Annotated in this window: 11 protein-coding genes; 2 read left to right on the top strand and 9 right to left on the bottom strand. The window is 71.3% G+C overall.

Going from position 1 to position 19,508, the window contains the following annotated elements:
- Positions 1 to 76: 76 nt before the first annotated feature.
- The 7 genes from pglX to ACFYPR_RS09020 all read right to left on the bottom strand — a co-directional run bounded on the left by pglX (position 77) and on the right by ACFYPR_RS09020 (position 14,020).
- Positions 77 to 3,565, bottom strand: coding sequence for a BREX-2 system adenine-specific DNA-methyltransferase PglX (gene pglX, locus ACFYPR_RS09050; protein WP_387259249.1), 3,489 nt, complete (start codon positions 3,563 to 3,565; stop codon positions 77 to 79).
- Positions 3,516 to 7,682 carry a BREX system serine/threonine kinase PglW gene (pglW, locus tag ACFYPR_RS09045; protein WP_387259247.1) on the bottom strand — a complete coding sequence of 1,389 codons (4,167 nt, stop codon included), beginning with the start codon at positions 7,680 to 7,682 and terminating at the stop codon, positions 3,516 to 3,518. Before pglW ends, pglX begins: the two co-directional genes overlap by 50 nt.
- Positions 7,683 to 7,925: 243 nt before the next feature.
- Positions 7,926 to 8,108, bottom strand: a complete 183-nt coding sequence (locus tag ACFYPR_RS09040) for a hypothetical protein (RefSeq protein WP_387259244.1) — start codon at positions 8,106 to 8,108, stop codon at positions 7,926 to 7,928.
- A gap of 112 nt (positions 8,109 to 8,220) precedes the next feature.
- Entirely contained in the window at positions 8,221 to 10,743 is a 2,523-nt protein-coding gene (locus ACFYPR_RS09035) for a glycoside hydrolase family 2 protein (protein ID WP_387259241.1), read from the bottom strand.
- A complete protein-coding gene (locus ACFYPR_RS09030) occupies positions 10,740 to 11,582 on the bottom strand; it encodes a carbohydrate ABC transporter permease (protein ID WP_354858738.1) in 843 nt (280 codons plus the stop codon). Before ACFYPR_RS09030 ends, ACFYPR_RS09035 begins: the two co-directional genes overlap by 4 nt.
- 62 nt (positions 11,583 to 11,644) lie before the next feature.
- Positions 11,645 to 12,661: a sugar ABC transporter permease gene (locus ACFYPR_RS09025; RefSeq protein WP_354858687.1), complete on the bottom strand. Its 1,017-nt coding sequence runs from the start codon at positions 12,659 to 12,661 to the stop codon at positions 11,645 to 11,647.
- A 78-nt stretch (positions 12,662 to 12,739) separates the two neighbouring features.
- Complete coding sequence (locus tag ACFYPR_RS09020) at positions 12,740 to 14,020, bottom strand: extracellular solute-binding protein (protein WP_355067020.1); 1,281 nt, start codon at positions 14,018 to 14,020, stop codon at positions 12,740 to 12,742.
- Positions 14,021 to 14,421: 401 nt separating this feature from the next.
- On the opposite strand from ACFYPR_RS09020, the gene ACFYPR_RS09015 reads away from it, so the two are divergent.
- Positions 14,422 to 15,441, top strand: a complete 1,020-nt coding sequence (locus ACFYPR_RS09015; protein WP_354858684.1) for a LacI family DNA-binding transcriptional regulator — start codon at positions 14,422 to 14,424, stop codon at positions 15,439 to 15,441.
- Positions 15,442 to 15,455: 14 nt separating this feature from the next.
- On the opposite strand, the gene ACFYPR_RS09010 is transcribed toward ACFYPR_RS09015, so the two are convergent.
- Positions 15,456 to 17,885: an EAL domain-containing protein gene (locus ACFYPR_RS09010; protein ID WP_387259238.1), complete on the bottom strand. Its 2,430-nt coding sequence runs from the start codon at positions 17,883 to 17,885 to the stop codon at positions 15,456 to 15,458.
- 215 nt (positions 17,886 to 18,100) lie between these two features.
- Between ACFYPR_RS09010 and ACFYPR_RS09005 the strand changes: the two genes are divergently transcribed.
- Complete coding sequence (locus ACFYPR_RS09005; protein ID WP_354858679.1) at positions 18,101 to 18,493, top strand: PH domain-containing protein; 393 nt, start codon at positions 18,101 to 18,103, stop codon at positions 18,491 to 18,493.
- 25 nt (positions 18,494 to 18,518) lie between these two features.
- On the opposite strand, the gene ACFYPR_RS09000 is transcribed toward ACFYPR_RS09005, so the two are convergent.
- Complete coding sequence (locus ACFYPR_RS09000; protein WP_354858676.1) at positions 18,519 to 19,445, bottom strand: 2-hydroxyacid dehydrogenase; 927 nt, start codon at positions 19,443 to 19,445, stop codon at positions 18,519 to 18,521.
- Between the last annotated feature and the right edge of the window lie 63 nt (positions 19,446 to 19,508).

Below are 19,508 nucleotides of genomic sequence, written 5' to 3'. Positions count from 1 at the left end.
ATCCCATCCGAAGTCCGGCACCAGTCCCGAAACACCCCAGGCGGGGCCCCTGGCCAACGGCCTCCGGGTCAGCGGCCTACGCCCTGGACATCCCCGATGCGCCTTCGTCCAACCGATTCCGGTCGGCGCCAAGCTGTGTCAGCTCCGCGTCGATCAGGTCGGTGAAGAACTGGGCCGGCGAGCCGGGGAAGCCGGGGCGCTCGTCGGCGTACCACTGGTGCAGCCACGGCTCCAACTCCACGATGCCCGCCAGCAACGGCAGCAACCGCTCTGCCGGCCAGGCCGCCTGCGACTTCCGGTCCAGGTAGACGGTCGCCAGCGCCTGGGCCTGGGCGAGGTGGTCCCATCCGGCCCACCCGAGCAGCTCGGTGCCGTCCCCATCCCGGCCCGCCTTCGGGTACGAGATGAAGCGTTCCTTCGACACGTCGAGCTTGCCCCGCGCCCGCCAGTACGAAGCCTTGACGAAGTCCGCCGACGTGTACTTCGGCGGCACGGCGACCTGCACCTCGTCGCCCGCGTCCTCCAGGCGCTGCTGCGTCCAGGTGCGTTCCCACTGCTCCCGCTTGCGCAACCCGGACGGCTTGTATCGGTGCACCGGCAGGTAGGGCACATGCTCATCGGCGACCAGCTTGCCGAGCGTCTTCGTCAGGTCGTAGTCGTCGCGGCCGACCCACAGCTCCAGCACCGAACGGAAGTCCTCGTCGTGGCGTACCCGGTCGGCGAGCTGCGCCACCGACTGCGGTATCGGCCGGTCGCCCCACAGCTCGGGCGACTCCAGCCGGTCGAGCAGCCAGTCCCGCAACGCCTTGGTCTGCATGGCATCCCAGCCGTCGGTGGCCCAGCGCCGCTTGCACTCCGGCCGCTCGATCAGCGCGATATTGCGATCCGACTCGATGACCACGATCCGCCGCTGCACCAGCGCCCGGTAGTCATCCGGCCAGTGCACCGGCAGCTCCGTGATCGGCGTCGACCCGTGCCGAACGAACCATTCTGGCTCGGCGTCCTTCCGGGCCAGCACGATCTCGAATGCCCGCTCCCCCAGCGCGAGTGCTGGGGGCTCGGCGCAGGTCAGGTCGTCGTCACGCAGCCCATAGAGCCGATAGACCTCCCAGTCCAACTCCTCCTGCACGGCGATCATTCGCGCTCGCGTCGCGTCGTAGTCAGCGTGCGCCACCCGGAGCCGCTCCCGCGTTGGCACCCCAGACTCCGCGACCGCCGCCGGGGTCAGGCCGCCGAGCCGCTGCGCCAGCGAGTCGAGCAGCCGCGCCCGCCCCAACGGGTACGCCGCCGGCAGCGGAAACTCCTGCAACTTGGTCCCGGTGAACTCGTAGAAGTTCTCCCAAGCGATAGTCGTCTGACGCGCGCCCCGCTGATCTACGGTGCTGCCCTTGTTGTGGCTGACCTGCTTGAGCCAGAAGCAGGCGGTCGAGCTGTTCAGCACCCCAAGCAGCCGCAGATGATCGTCCTCCGACGCCCCCTCCGCCAACTTGATCACCGGCGCCGACTGCTTGAAGACCTTCCCCCCACGATCCAACACAAAATGGTTATGCGTCGCCACAAAGGCAAACGCTATGGATAGTGGAGTTCGGTACGCGGATGCCGTGTGCTGATGGTATTCCCACCAGTGCAATCCCGCGTCGGCCATGCTGCCCTGGAAGGTTCGCCTAGCGGAGAGCATCGTTCGCCAGGGCCACAGTTCGACCGACAGCCCAGCTTCATCCAGACTCAGGTCGTAGGGGTACCAAATCGCGTCCTCGGGTGATGAGTTCCAATCTCTGACGACTTCACCGATCATTAGCGGGCGTAGCGCTCGGGTGTCGGCTGCTGCCCGCAACTTCCGTCCCAGCGGTCGCATGAAAGCTTCATCCGCACCCGCTCGAATCGCTCGACCTACCGGCAGGTCAATAACATGGGACATTCGACCGGGCACGGCCTCAAGCGCGGTCACCAGACTGCTCGCGCCGCCGCCGCTGAGGCTCCAGGGGTGTGTCCTGAGCCGTCCGCGCTCCAGGTCGACGACGGTCACCCAGTCGGACCTCGCTTCCGACCGGTCCACGCCCGCCTTGATCGCAGACCACACCAACCCTGTTTTCGGGTCGTCAGGCTGGGCGGGCTCGCCGCGGACCCCGAGCACCGCCAAGAGCTTTTGCGAGTGCCGGCGGTCCTTCGCTCTGCCGATCAGGATGACCGTCGGGGTGCCGTGGCCTGGAATATAAGCCCCCGACGTGTCGATGACCTCGGTCAGCTCGACTTTGTGTGCGAAGTAGTCCTCAATGAGCTTCTTGCCGAATTCGCGCTTCATGAAGGCGTTGCCGGTGATCTGCCCGACGTGGCCCGCGCCCTCGCCGTGTTCGTCCGACCGCTTGGCCAGGTCGAAGAAGCGCTTTGCGAACGGCACCGTCAGCGCGTACTGCCGGTGGCAGACCTCGGGGTAGATCTCCCGGTAGAGCTTGTTGCGGGCCGAGTCGGCGACGGTGATGTAGGGCGGGTTGCCAACCACCACCGTGTACCGGCCCTCGCGCAGATAGTCACCGAGCACGTCGGCGTCCTCGGTCGCGTACGCAAAAGCCTCCCGGCCTTCGAGGACAGCGATCAGGTCCCCCTGGTGCCGCGACTTGCGGCCCCAGTGCAGCAGGGAGTCGCCCGTCGCCACCCGGACCGGCCAGGCCGGTGTGCGTTCCAGCGACGTGAGGTCGCACTCCTGCATCGCGGCGATCAGCAGCCGGAACCGGGCGATCGCCACCGCGAACGGGTTGATGTCCACCCCGGTGACCTGCCCGAGCGCCCGCTCGGTCAGCACCCGGATGTCGGTGGCCGGCTCACGCCGCCGCCACTTGTCGACAAGCCGGCCGAACGCGCCGAGCAGGAAGTGCCCTGACCCGCACGTCGGGTCGATCACCGACGTCTCCGACAGGCCGAACTCCTTAACAGCGGGCTCGAAGGTGCGGTCGAGGATGAACTCCTCGACGAAATCCGGCGTCTGGAGCAGCGCGTAGGTCTTCTTCGCGTGCGTCGACAGGTCCTGGTAGAGGTCGCCGAGGAAGCGGGTGTCGAGGTCCTCGACCCGCAACGACACCAGGCCCGGCCCGCGCCGGAAGAAGTCCGACAGCTTCTCGGCGGCCGCACCGGAGATGCCGAACCGCCACACCGGGTTGTGCTCGTCGAAGATCTTGCCGGTGGCGCGCAGCCCGCGCAGGTAGCCGAATGCCTCGCGCAGCCACTCCCGGTCGTTGTGCCGAGGGTTGTCGATCAGGAATTGCTGGCGGTGCTGCACGGCCCGCTCTACCGGGGCCGCCGGCTCCGGGCCGCCGATCCACAACGGCTCGACCAACCCGTTGTCCTCGCAGAAGCGCACGAACAGACAGCCCAGCACCCAGGCCACCGCCGCCTGGTCGAGGGCGTCCTCCAACCAGGTCTCAAACGTCCCCGCCGTACGCCTAGCCTCGGTTGCCTGGCCGTGCTCCTTGCGCAGCGACGACTCCAGCTCGGAATCCCGGGCCACCTGGCCGCGTAGGTCATCGGTGAGGGCGGCGACCTGGCCTTGCAACGCCTTCAACGCGATCATCGGGGATCGTCCTCTCCAGGGCGGGGGTGGGGGGCCAGTCCTCGGGCAACCACAACGACTGGCTGGCCGGTGAGGTCAACGGCAGTTGCTGCCCGTCGAGCAGCAACGGCTCGGTGCGCCGGGCCGGCACCAGCAGCAGCCGGGCGGCCGGGCGGGGTCGGGTCGGGTCCGTCAACTCCTGGATCAACCGGAGTTGCTGGTAGCGGGCCAACGGCGCAGCCTCGGTGATCAGCACCGGGCGGTCGGTTTCGGCGAGCGCGCGTTCGATCGCTGGGACCACCTCGTGGCGCACCAACTCCACGAGGGACCGGAAATCCGGGTCGGTCGGCGAGCCGGTGTCGGCGGCGACGATCACCTCCCACGGGAAACCGAGCGCGCGCAGCTCCCGCAACAGGATCGCCGTGACGTCGACCTCCACCAGGTCCAGCCGGTCCAACAGCGCGCGGCGGGCGCGGCCGAGCCGCCGGATCGAGGCGAGCAACACCAGGAAACCGCGTCGGTCGATCACCCCGGCCAGCCGGGTCGCCGCCTGCGCGGCGTCGTCCGGTTCGAGCAGCGGCCCGACAGTGCTCAACACCCGGGTGCCGGTGACCGACGACGACCGGTCCGGCGGCGTGTAGCGGCCCGCCACCGGATCCCAGACCAGCGGAATCTCGCGGAGCAACGCGTCCAACGCCGGCCGGGCGGGCAGGTGCACGGCGTGCGGAAACCGGGTGCGGACCCTGGCGCGTACCGTCTCGGGGTCAAGCTCCTGGCCGACCAGCGCGCCCGCCGCGAGTCGCAGCGCGCGCTCGGCGGGCATCCCCACCGGGTAGAGCTGACCCTGCGCGTTGACGGCGGCCTCGCCGCCGCTGCCTGCGGCGGCGAGCTGCAACAGCCGGGCGTCACTCAGGGCCGGCATGCCGCTCGGCGGCGGCTCCAACGCCCGCAGCTCCTCGACGGCCCGCGCCCGGCTGGGCAACGGGTCCGCGCCGGCCAGCGCCACCGCGCGGCGACCCAGCCGAACCACGTACCCGAGCAGGTCCGCGGCCGTCCGCACGGTGCCGGGGTCGTCCGGCTCCCGAGCGATGAGTACGCCGTCACTGCCCCGCAGCCGCTGCATTGCCAACCGGGCGTCGCCGCCCCGGGCCAACTCGGTCTCCACCGCCGCGCGGATCAGGCCGATCGCCTGGGCGGTCCGCTTCGGCTCGGCGGAGTAGGAGCCACGGGCGGCTATCAGCGCTTCGGCCACCTCCTCGGCGGACATCGCCCCGCCCCGCGCGTCCAACAATGCCGCGATCTCGTCGCGGATCAGGCTCAGCGCGGCGTTCGGCTGCCAGTCCCGGGCGATGACCCGCTTGAGCAGGTTGGACACCTGCGGCTGCTGCTTGCCGGTGGCCCGGGCCGCCTCCGCCTGCGACGGCCACCGCAGAAAGACGCCGTCGACAGCGGTCTGCCCGAGCAACACCTGCAGCGTGGCCCGCTGACCAGCACTGCGGGAGGTCGGCGCCGGCAACAACGTGGCACACAGCGCCTCGATGCCCTGGGCGTGCGGCTGGGCCGGAGTCGGCTCAGGATCCGGGCCGAGCAGGTCGTGCAGCTCACGGGTGCGGGCCAGGATCTCCTTGCGGGTCGCGTCCGGCACCCCACGGGCCCGGGTCAACGCCGACGGCTCGGCGTCCAACAACTCCCCGACCGTCAGGATGCCGAGGCGTTCCAGCGCCGACCGGGCGCGGGCGGTCAGCTCGGTGGCCTCCAACGGCGACATCCGCCCCAGGGGCGCGACCACACCGAGGTCGTCGGTGCCCGCCGCCGGTTCCGGGATCTCCCGGAACACCGCCCGCCACGCGTCGGTCATCTCGTCGAGGGTGTCGAAGCGGTTCGTGGTGTCCCGGGCCAGGGCCTTGCCGAAGAAGGTGACCAGCCGGTCCGCGACCGAGGCATCGAAGGCGGCCGGATCGAGGGTGACCTCGTCGGAGATGGCGGCCGGGTTGGCGCCCTCACCCCAGCGGGGCAGCGTGCCGGTGGCCATCTCGTAGAGGGTCACCGCAGCGGCGAACCGCTCGGCGGCGGCGTCGAAGCGCAGCCGGCGCGGTGGCCCGAGGAACGGATCCAGGTAGGCGGTGGTGCCAGCGGTGAGCTGGTCCGCCGGCACCGCCGCGAGCGAGAAGTCGAAGACGCACAGGTGGGGCTGCTTGTCCTTCGGCCGGGGCCGGGACGCCAGGTTGGCCGGCTTGATGTCCCGATGCCACACCCCCTGCCCGTCCAGGAAGGCGACGATCTCCAGCAGGTCACGGCCGTAGCGTTCCAGCAGGTCCAGCGCCAACCGGCCACCGCGCAGATCCTCGGCGAGGGTGCGTTGCCCGGCGTTCTCCAACAACAGGGCCGTCCGGCCACCGACCTTGATCGGCCCCTGGACCAGGGCCGCCACCCGGGAGTCCCGAAGCTGGTCGACCGTACGGGCCTCGGCGGCGAACCGGTCAGCGAACTGCTCGTCCCGGGCCACCTTCAACACCAGCTCGCGGCGACCCTCCGGCCCGTCCTGTTCGACCAGCAGGGCGATGGCCGTGGCGCCGCTGCCCATGTTGCTGAGCACCATCAGGTCGCCGTCGAGCACATCACCACGGTGCGCCTGCAACGGGTCGACCACCGGTGCCGGCTCCGGGGCGGTCAGCACCTCCCAGACCAGGTCGAGGCAGGGCCGGAAGTCACCGACCCGCTTCATCCGCTGCGCCGGATCGCCGCGGGTCGCGTCGTAGACCGTCTCCACCAACGGGTACGGCATCCCGTCGGCAACCGAGTCGAGGTGCAGGCCACCGTCGGCGACCGCCGCGAGCAGCTCCTCCGCCGACGACGCCGGCTCGGCTCCCGCGATGATCCGGTACGTCAGCGCGCCGAGAGAGAAGACGTCGAGCTGATGCCCCGGCAGCTCGTCGAGGGTGGCCGCCTCCGGCGCCTGGTAGCGGCGGACGGCGTCGTCGAAGAACAGCTCCAGACTGGCCGGGTCGGTCGGTGAGCCGAGCGAGGTGAGCCGGGTGCCCGGCAGTCGGCCACCGGTCTGCCAGTCCGTCACCACCAGGGTCGGACGGGCGCTTTCCGGGTCGCAGACATAGATCGCCCGAGGATTCAATGACCGGTGCGACAGCCGCCGGGAGTGCGCGTGGTCGACGATCTCGGCGAGATCCTGCACGAGCTGGAGCCGTTGGGCCAGTTGCAACGTGCCGTCCCGCTCGCCCAACCACTGGTCCAGGCGAACCCACTCCGGTCGGTGGTCGAAGACGACAGCCGGCCCCCACGGATGCTCCACCAGATCCAACGCACGCGCGATTCCCGGATGGTGGATGCCCTGCAACAGCCGGAACTCGCGCTCGGCGGCCCGCCGGATCGCCGGCACCTGCTCCTCGGTGGCCCGGCTGGTCAGATAGAACCGCACCCGGCGCAGCAGGGAGGTGTCGACTGTGTGGTCGGCCAGGAAGTCCTGCCAGCCGAGGCCCTCGGCGAAGGGCCGCTGGTGCAGGACCAACTGGTTGACCCGCCGGTCCGCCACCGAAGGGCGGATCTTCGCGCCCCGGACCAGCTCGACGATCTGCCGCCCGCGTACCGCGTCGACGTGGTGCTTCGCATCGACCGGCCGGGCGAGCAGCATCTCCTTCAAACTGGGCAACTTCGACGAATTGCCGTCGAGCCCGTAGACGTGCTGGCGGCCGATGTCGTCCAACTCGGAACGCATGTTGCGCGCGTGCAGGAACACCGCCGCGTTGACAAACGGGATCCGCGCGCCGTGCGGGGCATACTGCTGCAACACGCTGCGCAGCCGCTTCGCCTTACGGTTGGCCAGGATGAGCGGGCTGTCCAGCCTCAGACGGCCGCCGCCCGGCGTCTTGCGTCGCCACTGCTGGCCATCCCCACCGATGAGGCCCTGCCAGTGCTTCAGCTCCACCACGTAGAGGCCGCTGGAGGTGAGCACCAGCGCGTCGACCTCGTTGATAGAGCCGTCGGTGCCGACAAACTCCACATTCGCCCAGACGTGGTACGGCTCGGCGTCCGGCAGGTACGACGCCAGCTCGCGCAGACCGTCCTGCTCGTGCGGGAACGCACTTGAATTGATCTGCTCCCAGCGCGGCGAATCCTCACGCATAAGACACCGTGCGCGCCCGCGCAGTCATGACAACCACTCCCCACGCATGCTGATTGAGATCCGGTGGACGGTACCGTCGCATTCGGACAGTGCGCAGTCCTCCAGTCGGCGACTGGATCGGCTGGCCTTTCCGGTCCGTCCGACCCATTGACTGCCACAACCGCCGTCGACCTGCACGTCCTCGGCCTATGGCGCGTGGGGCATGGGCCCGGCAGAGTCTGGAATCCGACACCAAGCCCTCGTTCAGTCACCACCCGATGCGACGCCGCCGCCGCGCCTCGACACATCGCCGTGAGCAGACTGGTACTCAACCAGCACATCAATCTCGCCGAGTCCCGCCTCGGTGAGATGCCCGGCGAACTCCCCCAGGCTCTCTCGCCATGATCGCCTCTCGGCAGGCTGAACGACATAGCCGGAGGCGAGCACGAAGCTCTGGATCTCCCTGACTGACGGTCACAGTATCGACACCCGGTCGCTGCCGCTAAGCTTGTCGGTCGCCGCGTCCACCAGGTCGATGTCGAGGACGTCGGCGAGCAGCTCACCGACCTCGCCAGAGAGCGCCATCGCCAGATTCAACTAGGGTGAGCCCCGGACGCGCGCCCTGCGGGGTCTGCGTCTGCTCGATGTCGTTGACGCAGCGTAGGACTGGTCGGGCGGTCAGTGCGGCCGGGTCCAGCGTCGCGGCCGCCCTCACCGTGAAGGTTGTCGACTCGTCGGGCAGCAGGGTGACCAGGGCGCTGTCCACTGTGGCGGAGGCGTCCAGTCGGTCCGGGAAGAGGGTCAGGTCGCGCAGAATTGTGCGGGCGGTGACGCGCACCCGCTGACCGCCGTCGACCGGTTCGACAGTCGCGTCCCAGGCCGCCGCCGGCCAGTCGATGTCCCGGTCCTCGGCGAAGAACCACAGCGCCCGTTCGGCGGTCTCCCCCGCCTCGGCGACCAGCAGCTCCCGCCGGGCGTCCTCCGGCCGGGTCAGGTCCGCCGGCAGGGCCAGCGTCACCGCGGAGTACGCGGGCACGTCCAGCTCGTTCGTCGTCTTCGCCCGGGGCTCCCCGTCGAGGGTCAGCCGGGTCACCGAGGCCGATGACCGCCACGGTTGGCCGGTCTCGTTCACCGCGACCAGGGCCAGGCCGCCGTCGCGGGGCTGCACGGTGAGCAACCGGTCGGCGTACGCGTGGCGCAGCGCGTACCACAGGGGTTTGCGGCGGCCGTCGCCGTCGACGGCCGACCAGGAGGTGACCGGCCAGCAGTCGTTGAGTTGCCAGACGATGGTGCCCGCGCAGACGTCCCGGTGCGACCGGAAGTGCTCGACCCCCAGTTGGATCGCCCGCGCCTGGTTGAGTTGGGTCAGGTAGTGCCAGTCGTCGAAGTCCGCCGGGGCGGGCAGGTGCGCGTCCAGGCCCCGCTGGAGCTTGGCGTCACCGTCGGCGGCCTTCTGGTGGTGCGCCATGCCCGGCGAGTCGGAGGCGAGGGGCTCGTCGCTCAGCGCCCGGCGCAGGGTGGCGTACGCCGGTGGGGCCTGGTAGCCGAACTCGGCGACGAAGCGCGGGACGTACTCCCGGTATTTCTGGTAGTCGTCGGTGTTCCACACGTCCCAGATGTGGGTGGTGCCGTGCGCCGGGTCGTTGGGGTGGATCGTCTCGGTGCCCGACCAGGGGCTGCCCGGCCAGTACGGGCGGGTCGGGTCCAGCTCGCCGACGATGCGGGGCAGGACGTCGAGGTAGTAGCCGCGTCCCCAGGTGCGGCCCGCCAGGGGTTCCTGCCAGTCCCAGTCGTGCCAGCCCCAGATGTTCTCGTTGTTGCCGGTCCACAGGACCAGCGACGGGTGGGGCGTCAGGCGGGTCACCTGCTCGGCGGCCTCGGCGGCGACCTCGCTGGCGAACGGCTCCTCCTCGGGGTACGCGGCGCAGGCGAAGAGAAAGTCCTGTTGGACGAGCAGCCCGCGTTCGTCGGCGAGGTCGTAGAAGTCCTCCGACTCGTACCGGCCGCCGCCCCAGACGCGCAGCAGGTTGACGTTGGCCCCGATCGCCTGGTCGAACCGCCCGGCCAGCCGATCCCGCGTGATCCGGGTGGGGAACACGTCGTCGGGGATCCAGTTCACGCCGCGCACGACGACCGGAACGTCGTTGACCGACAGCACGAACGGGGTGCCGTGTTCGTCGGGGGTGGTGTCCAGTCGCACCGAGCGGAAGCCGACCCGCCGCGACCAGCCATCCAGGGTCTCGCCGTCCGGCGCGTGCAGGGTCACCTCCAGCAGGTGGCGGGCCTGTTCGCCGTACCCCCGTGGCCACCACAGCGCGGGCTCGCGGACGGTGAGGCTCAGCACGGCCATGCGCTGCCCGGCCGGGACGACCACCTCGGCGTGGGCGTCGGCGACGGTGGCGCGCACGGTCAGCGGGACGGCCGCGACCCGCTCGACCTCGACGTGCACGTCGACCCGGCCGTCACGGCCGGCGAGGGTGACCAGCGGGCGGACGGTGGCCAGCCGGGCGGTGGACCAGGCGTGCAGGCCGATGTCCTGCCAGATGCCGGCGGTCACCAGCGTGGGCCCCCAGTCCCAGCCGAAGTTGCAGGCCATCTTGCGGACGAACTGGAAGGGCTCCGGATACGCGTTGGGGCGGTCGCCGAGGCGGTCACGCTGCGCCTCGGCGTAGCGGTAGGCGGAGTCGAACGCGACGGCCAGGTCGTTGTCGCCGTCGCGCAGCAGCGAGGAGACGTCGAAGCGGTGGCCGCGGTGCATGTTCTCGGTACGGCCGACCTCGACCCCGTTGACGCTGATGGAGGCGACCGTGTCCAGGCCGGCACAGACCAGGTCGACCCGGTCGTGGTCGCCGGGTGGGCGGCGGAAGGTCGTTCGGTAGTGCCAGTCGGTGCGCCCGATCCAGGCCAGGGACAGCTCGTTGTCGTCGAGGTACGGGTCGGGGATCAGCCCGGCGTCGAGCAGGTCAGTGTGCACGCAACCGGGCACGGTCGCCGGCACGGCCTGCCCGGCGATCGCGGCCGGCACCTGCGCTCCGGGTGCCGCCCGCAGGGTCCAGCCGTCGTGGAGTGCCTGTCGACTCAAGACTTCACCGCGCCTTCCATGATTCCGCGGACGATCTGTCGTCCACCGAGAAACAGCATGATCAGTAGGGGGATGGTCGCCACGAACGCCCCGGCGAGCACCCGACGGTAGATGACGTAGTTACCGCTGGCCAGGTCGGAGATGGCCACCATCGAGGTCGGGAAGTCGGTGCCGCTCAGGGTGATCAGCGGCCACTGGAAGTCGTTCCAGGTTGCCACGAAGGTGAGCAGGCCGAGCACCGCGAGGGCCGGCCGGATCGCCGGCAGGACGATGGAGCGGTAGACCCGCATGGTGGTGGCCCCGTCCATCCGCGCCGACTCGATCAGCTCGTCGGGCACGGTGTTGAGGATGAACTGCCGCATGTAGAAGACGCCGAAGGCGGTGACCAGGCCCGGCGCGATCACGGCCAGCAGGGTGCCGTTCCAGCCCAGCTTGCCCATGACGATGTAGAGCGCGACGACGCCGAGCTGATTGGGCACGGTGAGGGTGAGCACCACGAACAGCATCAGCCACCGGCTGCCGGCGAAGCGCAGTTTGGCGAACGCGAACCCGGCGAGCGAGCAGAAGAACAGCATCGAGGCGGTCACCACGGTCGCGACGATGACGCTGTTGACCAGCGACGCGGCGAAGTACACGTCCTGCAGGGAGAAGACCTCGTCGAGGTTGACGAGGAAACGGTCACCGGGGATCACCGTCGGCGGGAGCTGCGCCAGCGCCTCGTCGTCGCTGGTGGCGATGACGAACATCCAGTACAGCGGGAACGCCGCGAACAGCATGGTGGTGGCGAGCAGCAGGTACGTGCCGAGGCCGGCCGGGGTCTCCTGCGGGGCGCGGCCCATCAGGGCGGCCCGTCGGCGGCTCTTCGCGGCCGTCGGGCGGGGCGGTGCGGTGTCGACGGCGCTCACCTGGATCGCCCTCCGGAGAGTCGGTTGGTCAGCAGGGTGTTGATCCCGGCCACGACCAGGATGATCAGGAAGAGTGCCCAACTCATCGCGGCCGCGTACCCGAGATTCAGGTCCTTCCAGCCGACCTTGTAGATCAGCTGGGCGATGGTCTGCCACTCGCCGTTCGGCCCGCCGGTGGCGGCCTGAGCCTGGAGGTCGAACAGCATGGGCTCGACGAAGAGCTGGAACCCGCCGATGGTGGACAGGATGACGGTGAACACGACGACCGGCTGGATCATCGGCACGGTGATCCGCCAGAGCTGCCGCCACGGGCCGGCGCCGTCGACCGCCGCGGCCTCGTAGACGTCCCGCGGGATGGACTGCATGGCGGCCAGGTAGAGCAGCGCGTTGTAGCCGATCCACTTCCAGTTGACCATCGTGGCGATGGCGATCCAGGAGTGCACCTTGTCGGCCCGCCAGTCGATCGGGTCGTCACCGCCGACACCGAACAGGCCGAGCGCCCAGTTGGCCATCCCGAAGTCGCGGGAAAAGAAGACGCTGAACACCATCGTCGAGGCGACGATCGGTGTGACGTACGGCAGCAGCACGCCCACCCGCCACCAGGTCTGCGCCCGCAGCCGCCGGTTGAGCAGGGACGCCACGATCAGCGCGAGCAGCAGCTGGGGCACCGAGGACAGCAGGAAGATGCCGAAGGTGTTGTAGAGGGCGTTCCAGAAGTCCTCGTCGCCGAGCAGCTGCTGGAAGTTGCCCAGCCCCGCCCAGCCGGTCGCGTCGGGGTCGTCCAGCCGGTAGTTCCGTAGGGCCACCACGCCGTTGAAGATCAGCGGGAACAGCCCGAACGCCAGGAAGAGCAGGAAGAAGGGCGCGATCAGCACGTACGGCATGTAGCGCGAGTCGAACCGGTGCAGCCGGTCGCGCCAGGCGAGCCGGGGGCGGGCCGGGCCGGTGTCGTGGCCGTGCCGCCCGGCGGCTGGTCGGGCCGACGGCTCGGGCGCGGCGCGGGTCGTGGACATCGGGGCACTCCAGGGCCGAAGAGACAGGGGTACGACTGCGCGGAGGCGGGCCGTGTCCGGCCCGCCTCCGCAGCGGGCTCAGGAGCTGCTGGCCTTCTCGGCCTCCTTGACCGCCTCCGCCCAGGCGGCGTCGGACCTGAGGGACTTGTTCTCCACCCGGCGGATCACGTTCTCCACCGCGACCCGGGTCGGGCCGTTCTTCCTGCCCAGGTACTGCGGGGTCAGGCCCTGCGCCATCTTCGGGAAGATCTGCCCGACCGGCGCGTTGGTGAAGAACGGGTTCTTGAACTCGGCGATGGCCGGGTCGCTGTAGAGGGCCGGCTGCGAGGGCAGGTTGCCGACCTTCTTGAAGATCTCGATCTGCTGCTCCGGCTGGACCAGCCACTCCACCAGCTTGTACGCCTCGTCGACGTGCTTGCCCTGCTTGGGGACGGTCAGGAACGAGCCGCCCCAGTTGCCGCCACCGCCGGGCACCGCGGCGATGTCCCACTTGCCCTGGGTGCCGGGAGCGGTGTCCTTGATGTGGCCGAGCATCCACGCGGGGCAGGCGAGGACGGCGAAGGCGCCGCTGGTGAAGCCCTTGTCCCAGTCGGCCTGGAAGCTGACCAGGTTGGCCGAGAGCCCGGCGTCGATGGCCTTGGTGGTGTAGTCGAACGCGACCTTCGGGCCCTGCTCCATCTGGAGCTGGTCCTGCTCGTTGTAGAAGCCGACCGGCTGCTGGCCGAGGATCGGGTTGAACAGGTTGGTGCCGGCGTCGATGAACTTCTTCCTGGTCTTGCCGGTGTACTGCTGGCCGACCTCGATGAACCTGTCCCAGGTGGGCCAGAGGGCGGATACCTGGTCGCGGTCGGTGGGCAGGCCGGCGGCCTTGAACAGGTCGGTGCGGTAGCACATGGCCAGGCCGCCGGTATCGGTGCCGAGGCCGATCTGGGTCTTGCCGTCGGCCGACAGCGACTGCTTCCACTTCCAGGGCAGGTACTTGCTCTCGTACGAACCGGCACCCTTGTCGAGCAGGTTGACGAACTTGTCCGACTGGCCGCGGAACTGGACCATGAAGCCCTCGTCGATGGCCGCGATGTCCGGTGCGCCGGAGCCGGCGACGAGCTTCTTCTGCAGGTCCTCGTGCTGGGCGTTGTACTCGCCGGAGTTGAGCTGGATCTTGACGTTGGGGTTGGCGGCCTCGTACTTCGTCTTGAGGTCCTGAAGGCCGAAGTCACCCCAGAAGTTGATTTTCAGGGTGACCTGCCCGTCGGCCGCGTCGGATTCCTGCCCGCTCCTGCCGCTGCACGCGGCGACCAGGGCGAGGCCGACGGCACCTGCGGCGACCGTGCGGGCCCACCGGGTCCAGGACCGTTTCATGTCATCCCTCCGAAGGTATGGAAACGCTCCCGACATCGAGAGACGTTGACTGAACCGGATAAGTTCCGTCACCGTACGGTCCGGTTCCAGGAGTGTCAACGGGTGGTGAACCGCGACGAGCGTGGATGCGCAATGCGGCGTGTGGGAGCGCGATCATGCGGGGTGGAGCGCGTTCTCCCACAGTTTCCGGCGGGCTCGGGACAGCCCAGCGCCCTCCCGCACGGGTACGCTGAACCGGGCAAGCTTTCGCCGGGCGCAGCCGTTTCGGGACGATGCGCGGTCGCCGTCGGTCGACGACGCCGGCTGCGCTAGGTTGAGGCCGCCAACGGAGGCCACGGGCCGGCCTCGGCCGTGGCAGTCAGCCGACCCCCGACCCGGGGCGAGAGTGGAGGAGCACGCCGGTGAAGCGGCCGACAATCGCCGACGTCGCCCGTCGCGCGGGCGTGTCCAAGGGTGCCGTGTCGTACGCGCTGAACGGGCAGCCCGGGGTGTCGGAGGCCACCCGGCAGCGCATCCTCGCCATCGCGACCGAGATCGGATTCAGCCCGAGCAGCGCCGCGCGGGCGCTCTCCGCCGCCACCGCCGGCGCCGTCGGTCTGGCCCTGTGCCGGCCGGCCCGGACGCTGGGCGTCGAGCCGTTCTTCATGGCGCTGATCAGTGGCGTGGAGGCCGAACTCTCGGCCCGCTCGTACGCGCTGACCCTGCAGGTGGTGGCCGACCACGACGCCGAGATCGCGGTGTACCGGCGTTGGTGGGGCGAGCGCCGGGTGGACGGGGTGCTCGTCTGCGACCTGCACACCGACGACCGCCGCATCGCCGCCCTGCAACAGCTCCAACTGCCGGCCGTGGTGATCGGCGGGCCGGGCGGCACCGGCGAGCTGGCCAGCCTCTGGTCCGATGACGCGGTCGCGCTGACCGAGGCGGTGGAGTATCTGGTGGCGCTCGGCCACCGCCGCATCGCCCGCGTCGGCGGCCTGCCCGACCTGCGACACACCGAGATCCGTACCGACGCCTTCGCGGCGGTGTGCCAGCGCCTCGGCCTGGCCGAGGCGGTCACCGTCTTCTCCGACTACAGCGGCGAGGAGGGTGGGCGGGTCACCCGCCGACTCCTCAGCTCCGCCGCGCGGCCCACGGCGGTCATCTACGACAACGACGTGATGGCCGTCGCCGGGCTCTCGGTCGCCCAGGAGATGGGCCTCACCGTGCCGGACGACCTGTCCATCGTGGCCTGGGACGACTCGCCACTGTGCCGGCTGGTGCACCCGCCCCTGACGGCGCTGGGCCGCGACATCCCCGCGTACGGCGCGCACGCCGCCCGCCACCTGCTCGCCGTCATCGGGGGGCAGCCGGCGACGCGCGTGCAGGACGAGAGCCCCCAGCTGACCCCGCGCGGCAGCACGGCGCCGCCACGCGGGAAGTGAACCGGTTCAGTGACTCAGCGGGACGCCGAGGGGAACTCCTCGAAGTACGCCTCGACCCGTTCGGCGGTGGCCGGACGGGCCAGCGCGAAGCCCTGCCCGTAGCGGCAGCCGGCCCGACGCGCCCCCTCGACCTGGGTCGGTGACTCCAACTCCTCGGCGACGATCTCCACACCCAACCGCTCGCCCACGCTGACCACCACGTCGATCAGCGGCGGCTGCCCCGCCGGCTGCGCCCCCACCAGCTCGGGGCCCACCTTCAGCAGGTCGATCGGCAGGCGGCGCAGCTGCGCCAGGGACGCATGCTCGGCCCGGAAGTCGTCAAGCGCGGTGCGGACGCCCAGCGACCGGAGCCCCGCCAGCCGGGCCACCACTGTCGACAGGTCAGCGCCGATCCTCGGCTCGGCCACCTCCACCTCCAGCCGCTCCGGCGACACCCCGTACGCGGCCAGCACCGCGGCGGTGCGCTGCACGAAGTCGGGGACGGTCAGCTCCCGGGTGGTCACGTTGACCGCCATCCACAGCTCACGGGGGCCCGCCGACCAGTCGGCCAACTGCCGGCAGGCCCGGTCCAGCACCCACCACTCGAACTCGCCGACCAGATCCAGATCCTCGGCGACCGGCAGCAACTCGGCCGGAAGCACAGTGCCCAGCACCGGGCTGCGCCAGCGCAGAAGCGCCTCGGCGCCCACCGGCTGCCGGTCGGTCAGGTCGAGCACCGGCTGATAGACCAGGTCCAGCTCGCCCCGCGCCACCGCGCCGGGCAGCTCACGTTCCAGGTCGAGCCGGCGCACCAACTGCTCCTCCAGGAACGCGTCGTACCACTCGACCCGGTCCCGGCCGAGCTGCACCGCCCGCCGCCGGGCCAGCTCGGCCTGACGGAGCACGTCGGCCGGTCCGGATCCACTCACCTCGGCCAGCCCGATGCTCGCCTGCACGCGCAGCACCGACCCGGCCGGTTGGTACGGCGGCGTGAGCGCGGTCAGCAGCCGGGTGCCCAGCGCGTACGCCAGCACCGGCCCGGCGCCGGTGACCACCGCGAAGCCGGTGCCGGTGCAGCCGGTCACCAGGTCGTCGGGCCCGACGACCGCGCGGGCCCGCAGGACCGCCTCGGCCAGCACGTCCTCGCGCGCCACCGGGCCGAGCCCGTCCGCACCGTGCAGCTCCACCAGCAGCAGCGCACCGGCCGGCGCGGGCACGTCGCCGATGGCGGCGAGGGCGTCCAGCAGCGCCGCCCGCTCCCCGGCCGATCCGGACCGGTGGTCGAACGTCGACCAGGCGACACCCGCGTCGAGGCCGGTCGTCGCGGCGGCACCACCGTCGGGGGGCCAGGCTTCGTCGACGCCGGAGATGGCGGTCGCGCCCCCGTCGGACGGCCACGGCGCGGCGTCGGGGCACCTGTCGTGCGCGGGCGCACCCTCGGTCGTACCGGGAAAGGGCGGTTGCGCCGACCGGCGGCGCCGGACCGCGTGGTCGGCGCGTCGGCGGTGCGCGGCGTGTCGCTCCCCGGCGCCCGCGTCGCCGCCGCGCAGCAGCTCCCGCAGGACCAGTGGTGGCACCGCCGCCAGGGCGAGCAGCACACTCGTCCGGTCCGGAGTGCGGCCGGATACAACCTGCAGGCCCGCCGCCAGCAGCAGCACCGACGCCGGGAGCACCACCCGTGGCCAGGTCGCGGCGGGCGGGCCGGTCACCGGCTGCGCGCTGGCCGTCGCCACCGCGGACTTCGCGCCGAGTGCGGTCAGCAGCATCCCGAGCACCAGCGGCGGCACCGCCAGCAGCGCCGCCCGGCCCGTCGCGACGGGTGGCAGGACCGTCAGCAGCGCCAGCCCGACCAGGGTGAGCAGGACGCCGCCCCGGCAGATCGCGTCGCCCGAGCGCCGCCCGGACCCGGTGAACGCGCTGAGCGCGGCCATGCCCAGCCCACCGAGCACCAGCGCCGCGACCAGCCGGGCCGGCGCCGGCAGGGTGTCGGAAGGGAGCAGCAACCAGCCGGCGAGGGTCAGAACGAGCGTCGGGCCGGTCGCCTCGACCAGCCCTCGCAGCCGCGCCGCTCGCGACGGCCGAGCCGGAAGCCGAAGCAGCCCGGCCACGGACAGGACCGCCACGGTCAGCGATCCGAGCAGCGCGGCAGCGCGGTGCCCGGCGTCGACCAGCGGCAGCGCGGCGGCGACGCACCCGGCCGCCACCACCGCCGCGTCGAGCAGTACGGCGGCCGTCCGCCACGGGGGGTCGGTGGACGGCGGCTCGCTGGATCGGTGGCTGGCGAGCCGGGAGAGTCGTACGCCGGCGAGGGTGGCGCCCGCGCCGCCGGACAACGCGATCACCACCGGGGTCGGGACCAGATCGGCGGCCCCGGCGAGGACGAGCAGCGCCACGGCCGTGGACACGGCGACCTCCGGGGCCGCCCGGCGGGAGACGAAAACATGGAACGGGTACGCGAGGAGCACGGCGGTCGCCTTCGTGAGGGGGCACGGGGCGGTGCGGCGGTGCGGGGCGGCGGACGTTGCGGGTCCGCTGCCCAACAGTGGGGAACGACCGGCGACCAGATTGGTTACGCGTCGGTCACCGGCCTGAAGCAGTGACCCGTGTCACTGTACGGCGTCCGGGGCTCCGTGCGCCGCCCGCCGCGACCCGCGTCGACCAGGGGTGGGATCATCGCAGGGTGAGTACGCCCGACACGGTCCGCTTCCGGTACAACCAAGCCATCCTGGCCGCCGCCGTCATCGCCTTCATCGGCGCCCTGCCGCTGGCCAACGCCCGGGCGTACCTGCTGCCGGTGCTGCTCGTCCCGCTCGCCGTCGGGGTGTGGGCCTGGCGGGCCGGCACCGACGCCGACTCCCGGGAACTGCGCCTGCGGGCGCTGTTCGGGCAACGTCGGATCGACTGGGACCGGGTCGTCGAGCTGGCCACCGACGCGCGCGGGCGGGTCGTCGCCCGCCTCGACGACGGCCAGCAGGTCGGTCTGCCGGCGGTCCGCGGCACCGACCTGCCCCGACTGGTCTCGGCCACCGGCCAGACACTGCGGGACGAGGCCGCCGAAACACCCGGCCCGTGAGCCCGGGCCGGACCGCGCGGCCCGGTCAGTAGCCGTCGACCACCGTGTTGATCAGCGGCTGACCGGCGGCGAACCGCCGCACCTGGTCGCCGACCAGCCGGTACGCGCGCGGCAGCAGCCCTCGCACCGACCCGGCCACGTGCGGGGTGAGCAGCACGTTCGGCATCGTCCACAGCGGGGAGTCGGCGGGGAGCGGCTCCGGGTCGGTGACGTCCAGCGCGGCCGAGATCCGACCGGTGGCCAGTTCGGCGACGAGCGCCTCGGTACGGGCCACCGGACCGCGGGCCGCGTTGACGAGCAACGCCCCGTCGGGCATCGCGGCCAGGAAGTCCTCGTCGATCAGGCCGCGGGTCTGGTCGGTGAGCGGCACCAGCACGACCACCACGTCGGCGTCGGGCAGCAGTCGGGGCAGCTCCGCGACGGCGTGCACCCCCTGCTCGGGCCGGGCCGTCCGGGCGACCAGGGTGAAGCTCACCTCGAACGGCGCGAGCCGGTCCCGCACCGCCGTGCCGATCGAGCCGGCCCCGACGATCAGCACCCGCTTGCCGGTCAGCTCGTCGGTCGGCGCGTTGCCGTCGTACGCCCACCGCCGCTCGGCCTGCGCGCGGGCGAAGGCTCCGAAGGCCCGCAGCTGGGCGAGGATCGCGGTGACCACCCACTCGGCGGTGGACGGGTCGTGCACCCCCCGGGCGTCGCAGAGCGTGACCCCCTCCGGCATCCGGCCGACCCAGGCGTCCGCCCCGGCGGAGAGCAGCTGCACCGCCTCCAGATCGGGGAGCTGGTGCAGCAGCGCGGTCGCGTCCGACCCGCTCAGGAACGGCGGTACCCAGAAACGGACGTCGGCCGGGGCGGACGGCAACCGGTCGGCGGTTTCGGCGACCTCCACCGTCACGTCCGGGGGCAGCTCGCCGACGAGGTTCAGGCCGGCCGGATGCGGGATCCATACCTTCACGTCCGCCGACGATAGCCTCCGGCGCGACGGCCGGTGCGGGCACGGCGGCGATCCGGCGTCACG

Source organism: Micromonospora sp. NPDC005254 (assembly GCF_042872525.1).
GTDB lineage: Bacteria > Actinomycetota > Actinomycetes > Mycobacteriales > Micromonosporaceae > Micromonospora.
This window is presented reverse-complemented; position numbering and strand designations above follow the sequence as displayed.

What these genes read in the sequence shown, in the direction of transcription:
- pglX (WP_387259249.1), bottom strand. Translation starts at nt 3,565, where the DNA reads ATGATCGCGTTGAAGGCGTTGCAAGGCCAGGTCGCCGCCCTCACCGAT.
- pglW (WP_387259247.1), bottom strand. Translation starts at nt 7,682, where the DNA reads ATGCGTGAGGATTCGCCGCGCTGGGAGCAGATCAATTCAAGTGCGTTC.
- ACFYPR_RS09030 (WP_354858738.1), bottom strand. Translation starts at nt 11,582, where the DNA reads ATGGGCCGCGCCCCGCAGGAGACCCCGGCCGGCCTCGGCACGTACCTG.
- ACFYPR_RS09025 (WP_354858687.1), bottom strand. Translation starts at nt 12,661, where the DNA reads ATGTCCACGACCCGCGCCGCGCCCGAGCCGTCGGCCCGACCAGCCGCC.
- ACFYPR_RS09020 (WP_355067020.1), bottom strand. Translation starts at nt 14,020, where the DNA reads ATGAAACGGTCCTGGACCCGGTGGGCCCGCACGGTCGCCGCAGGTGCC.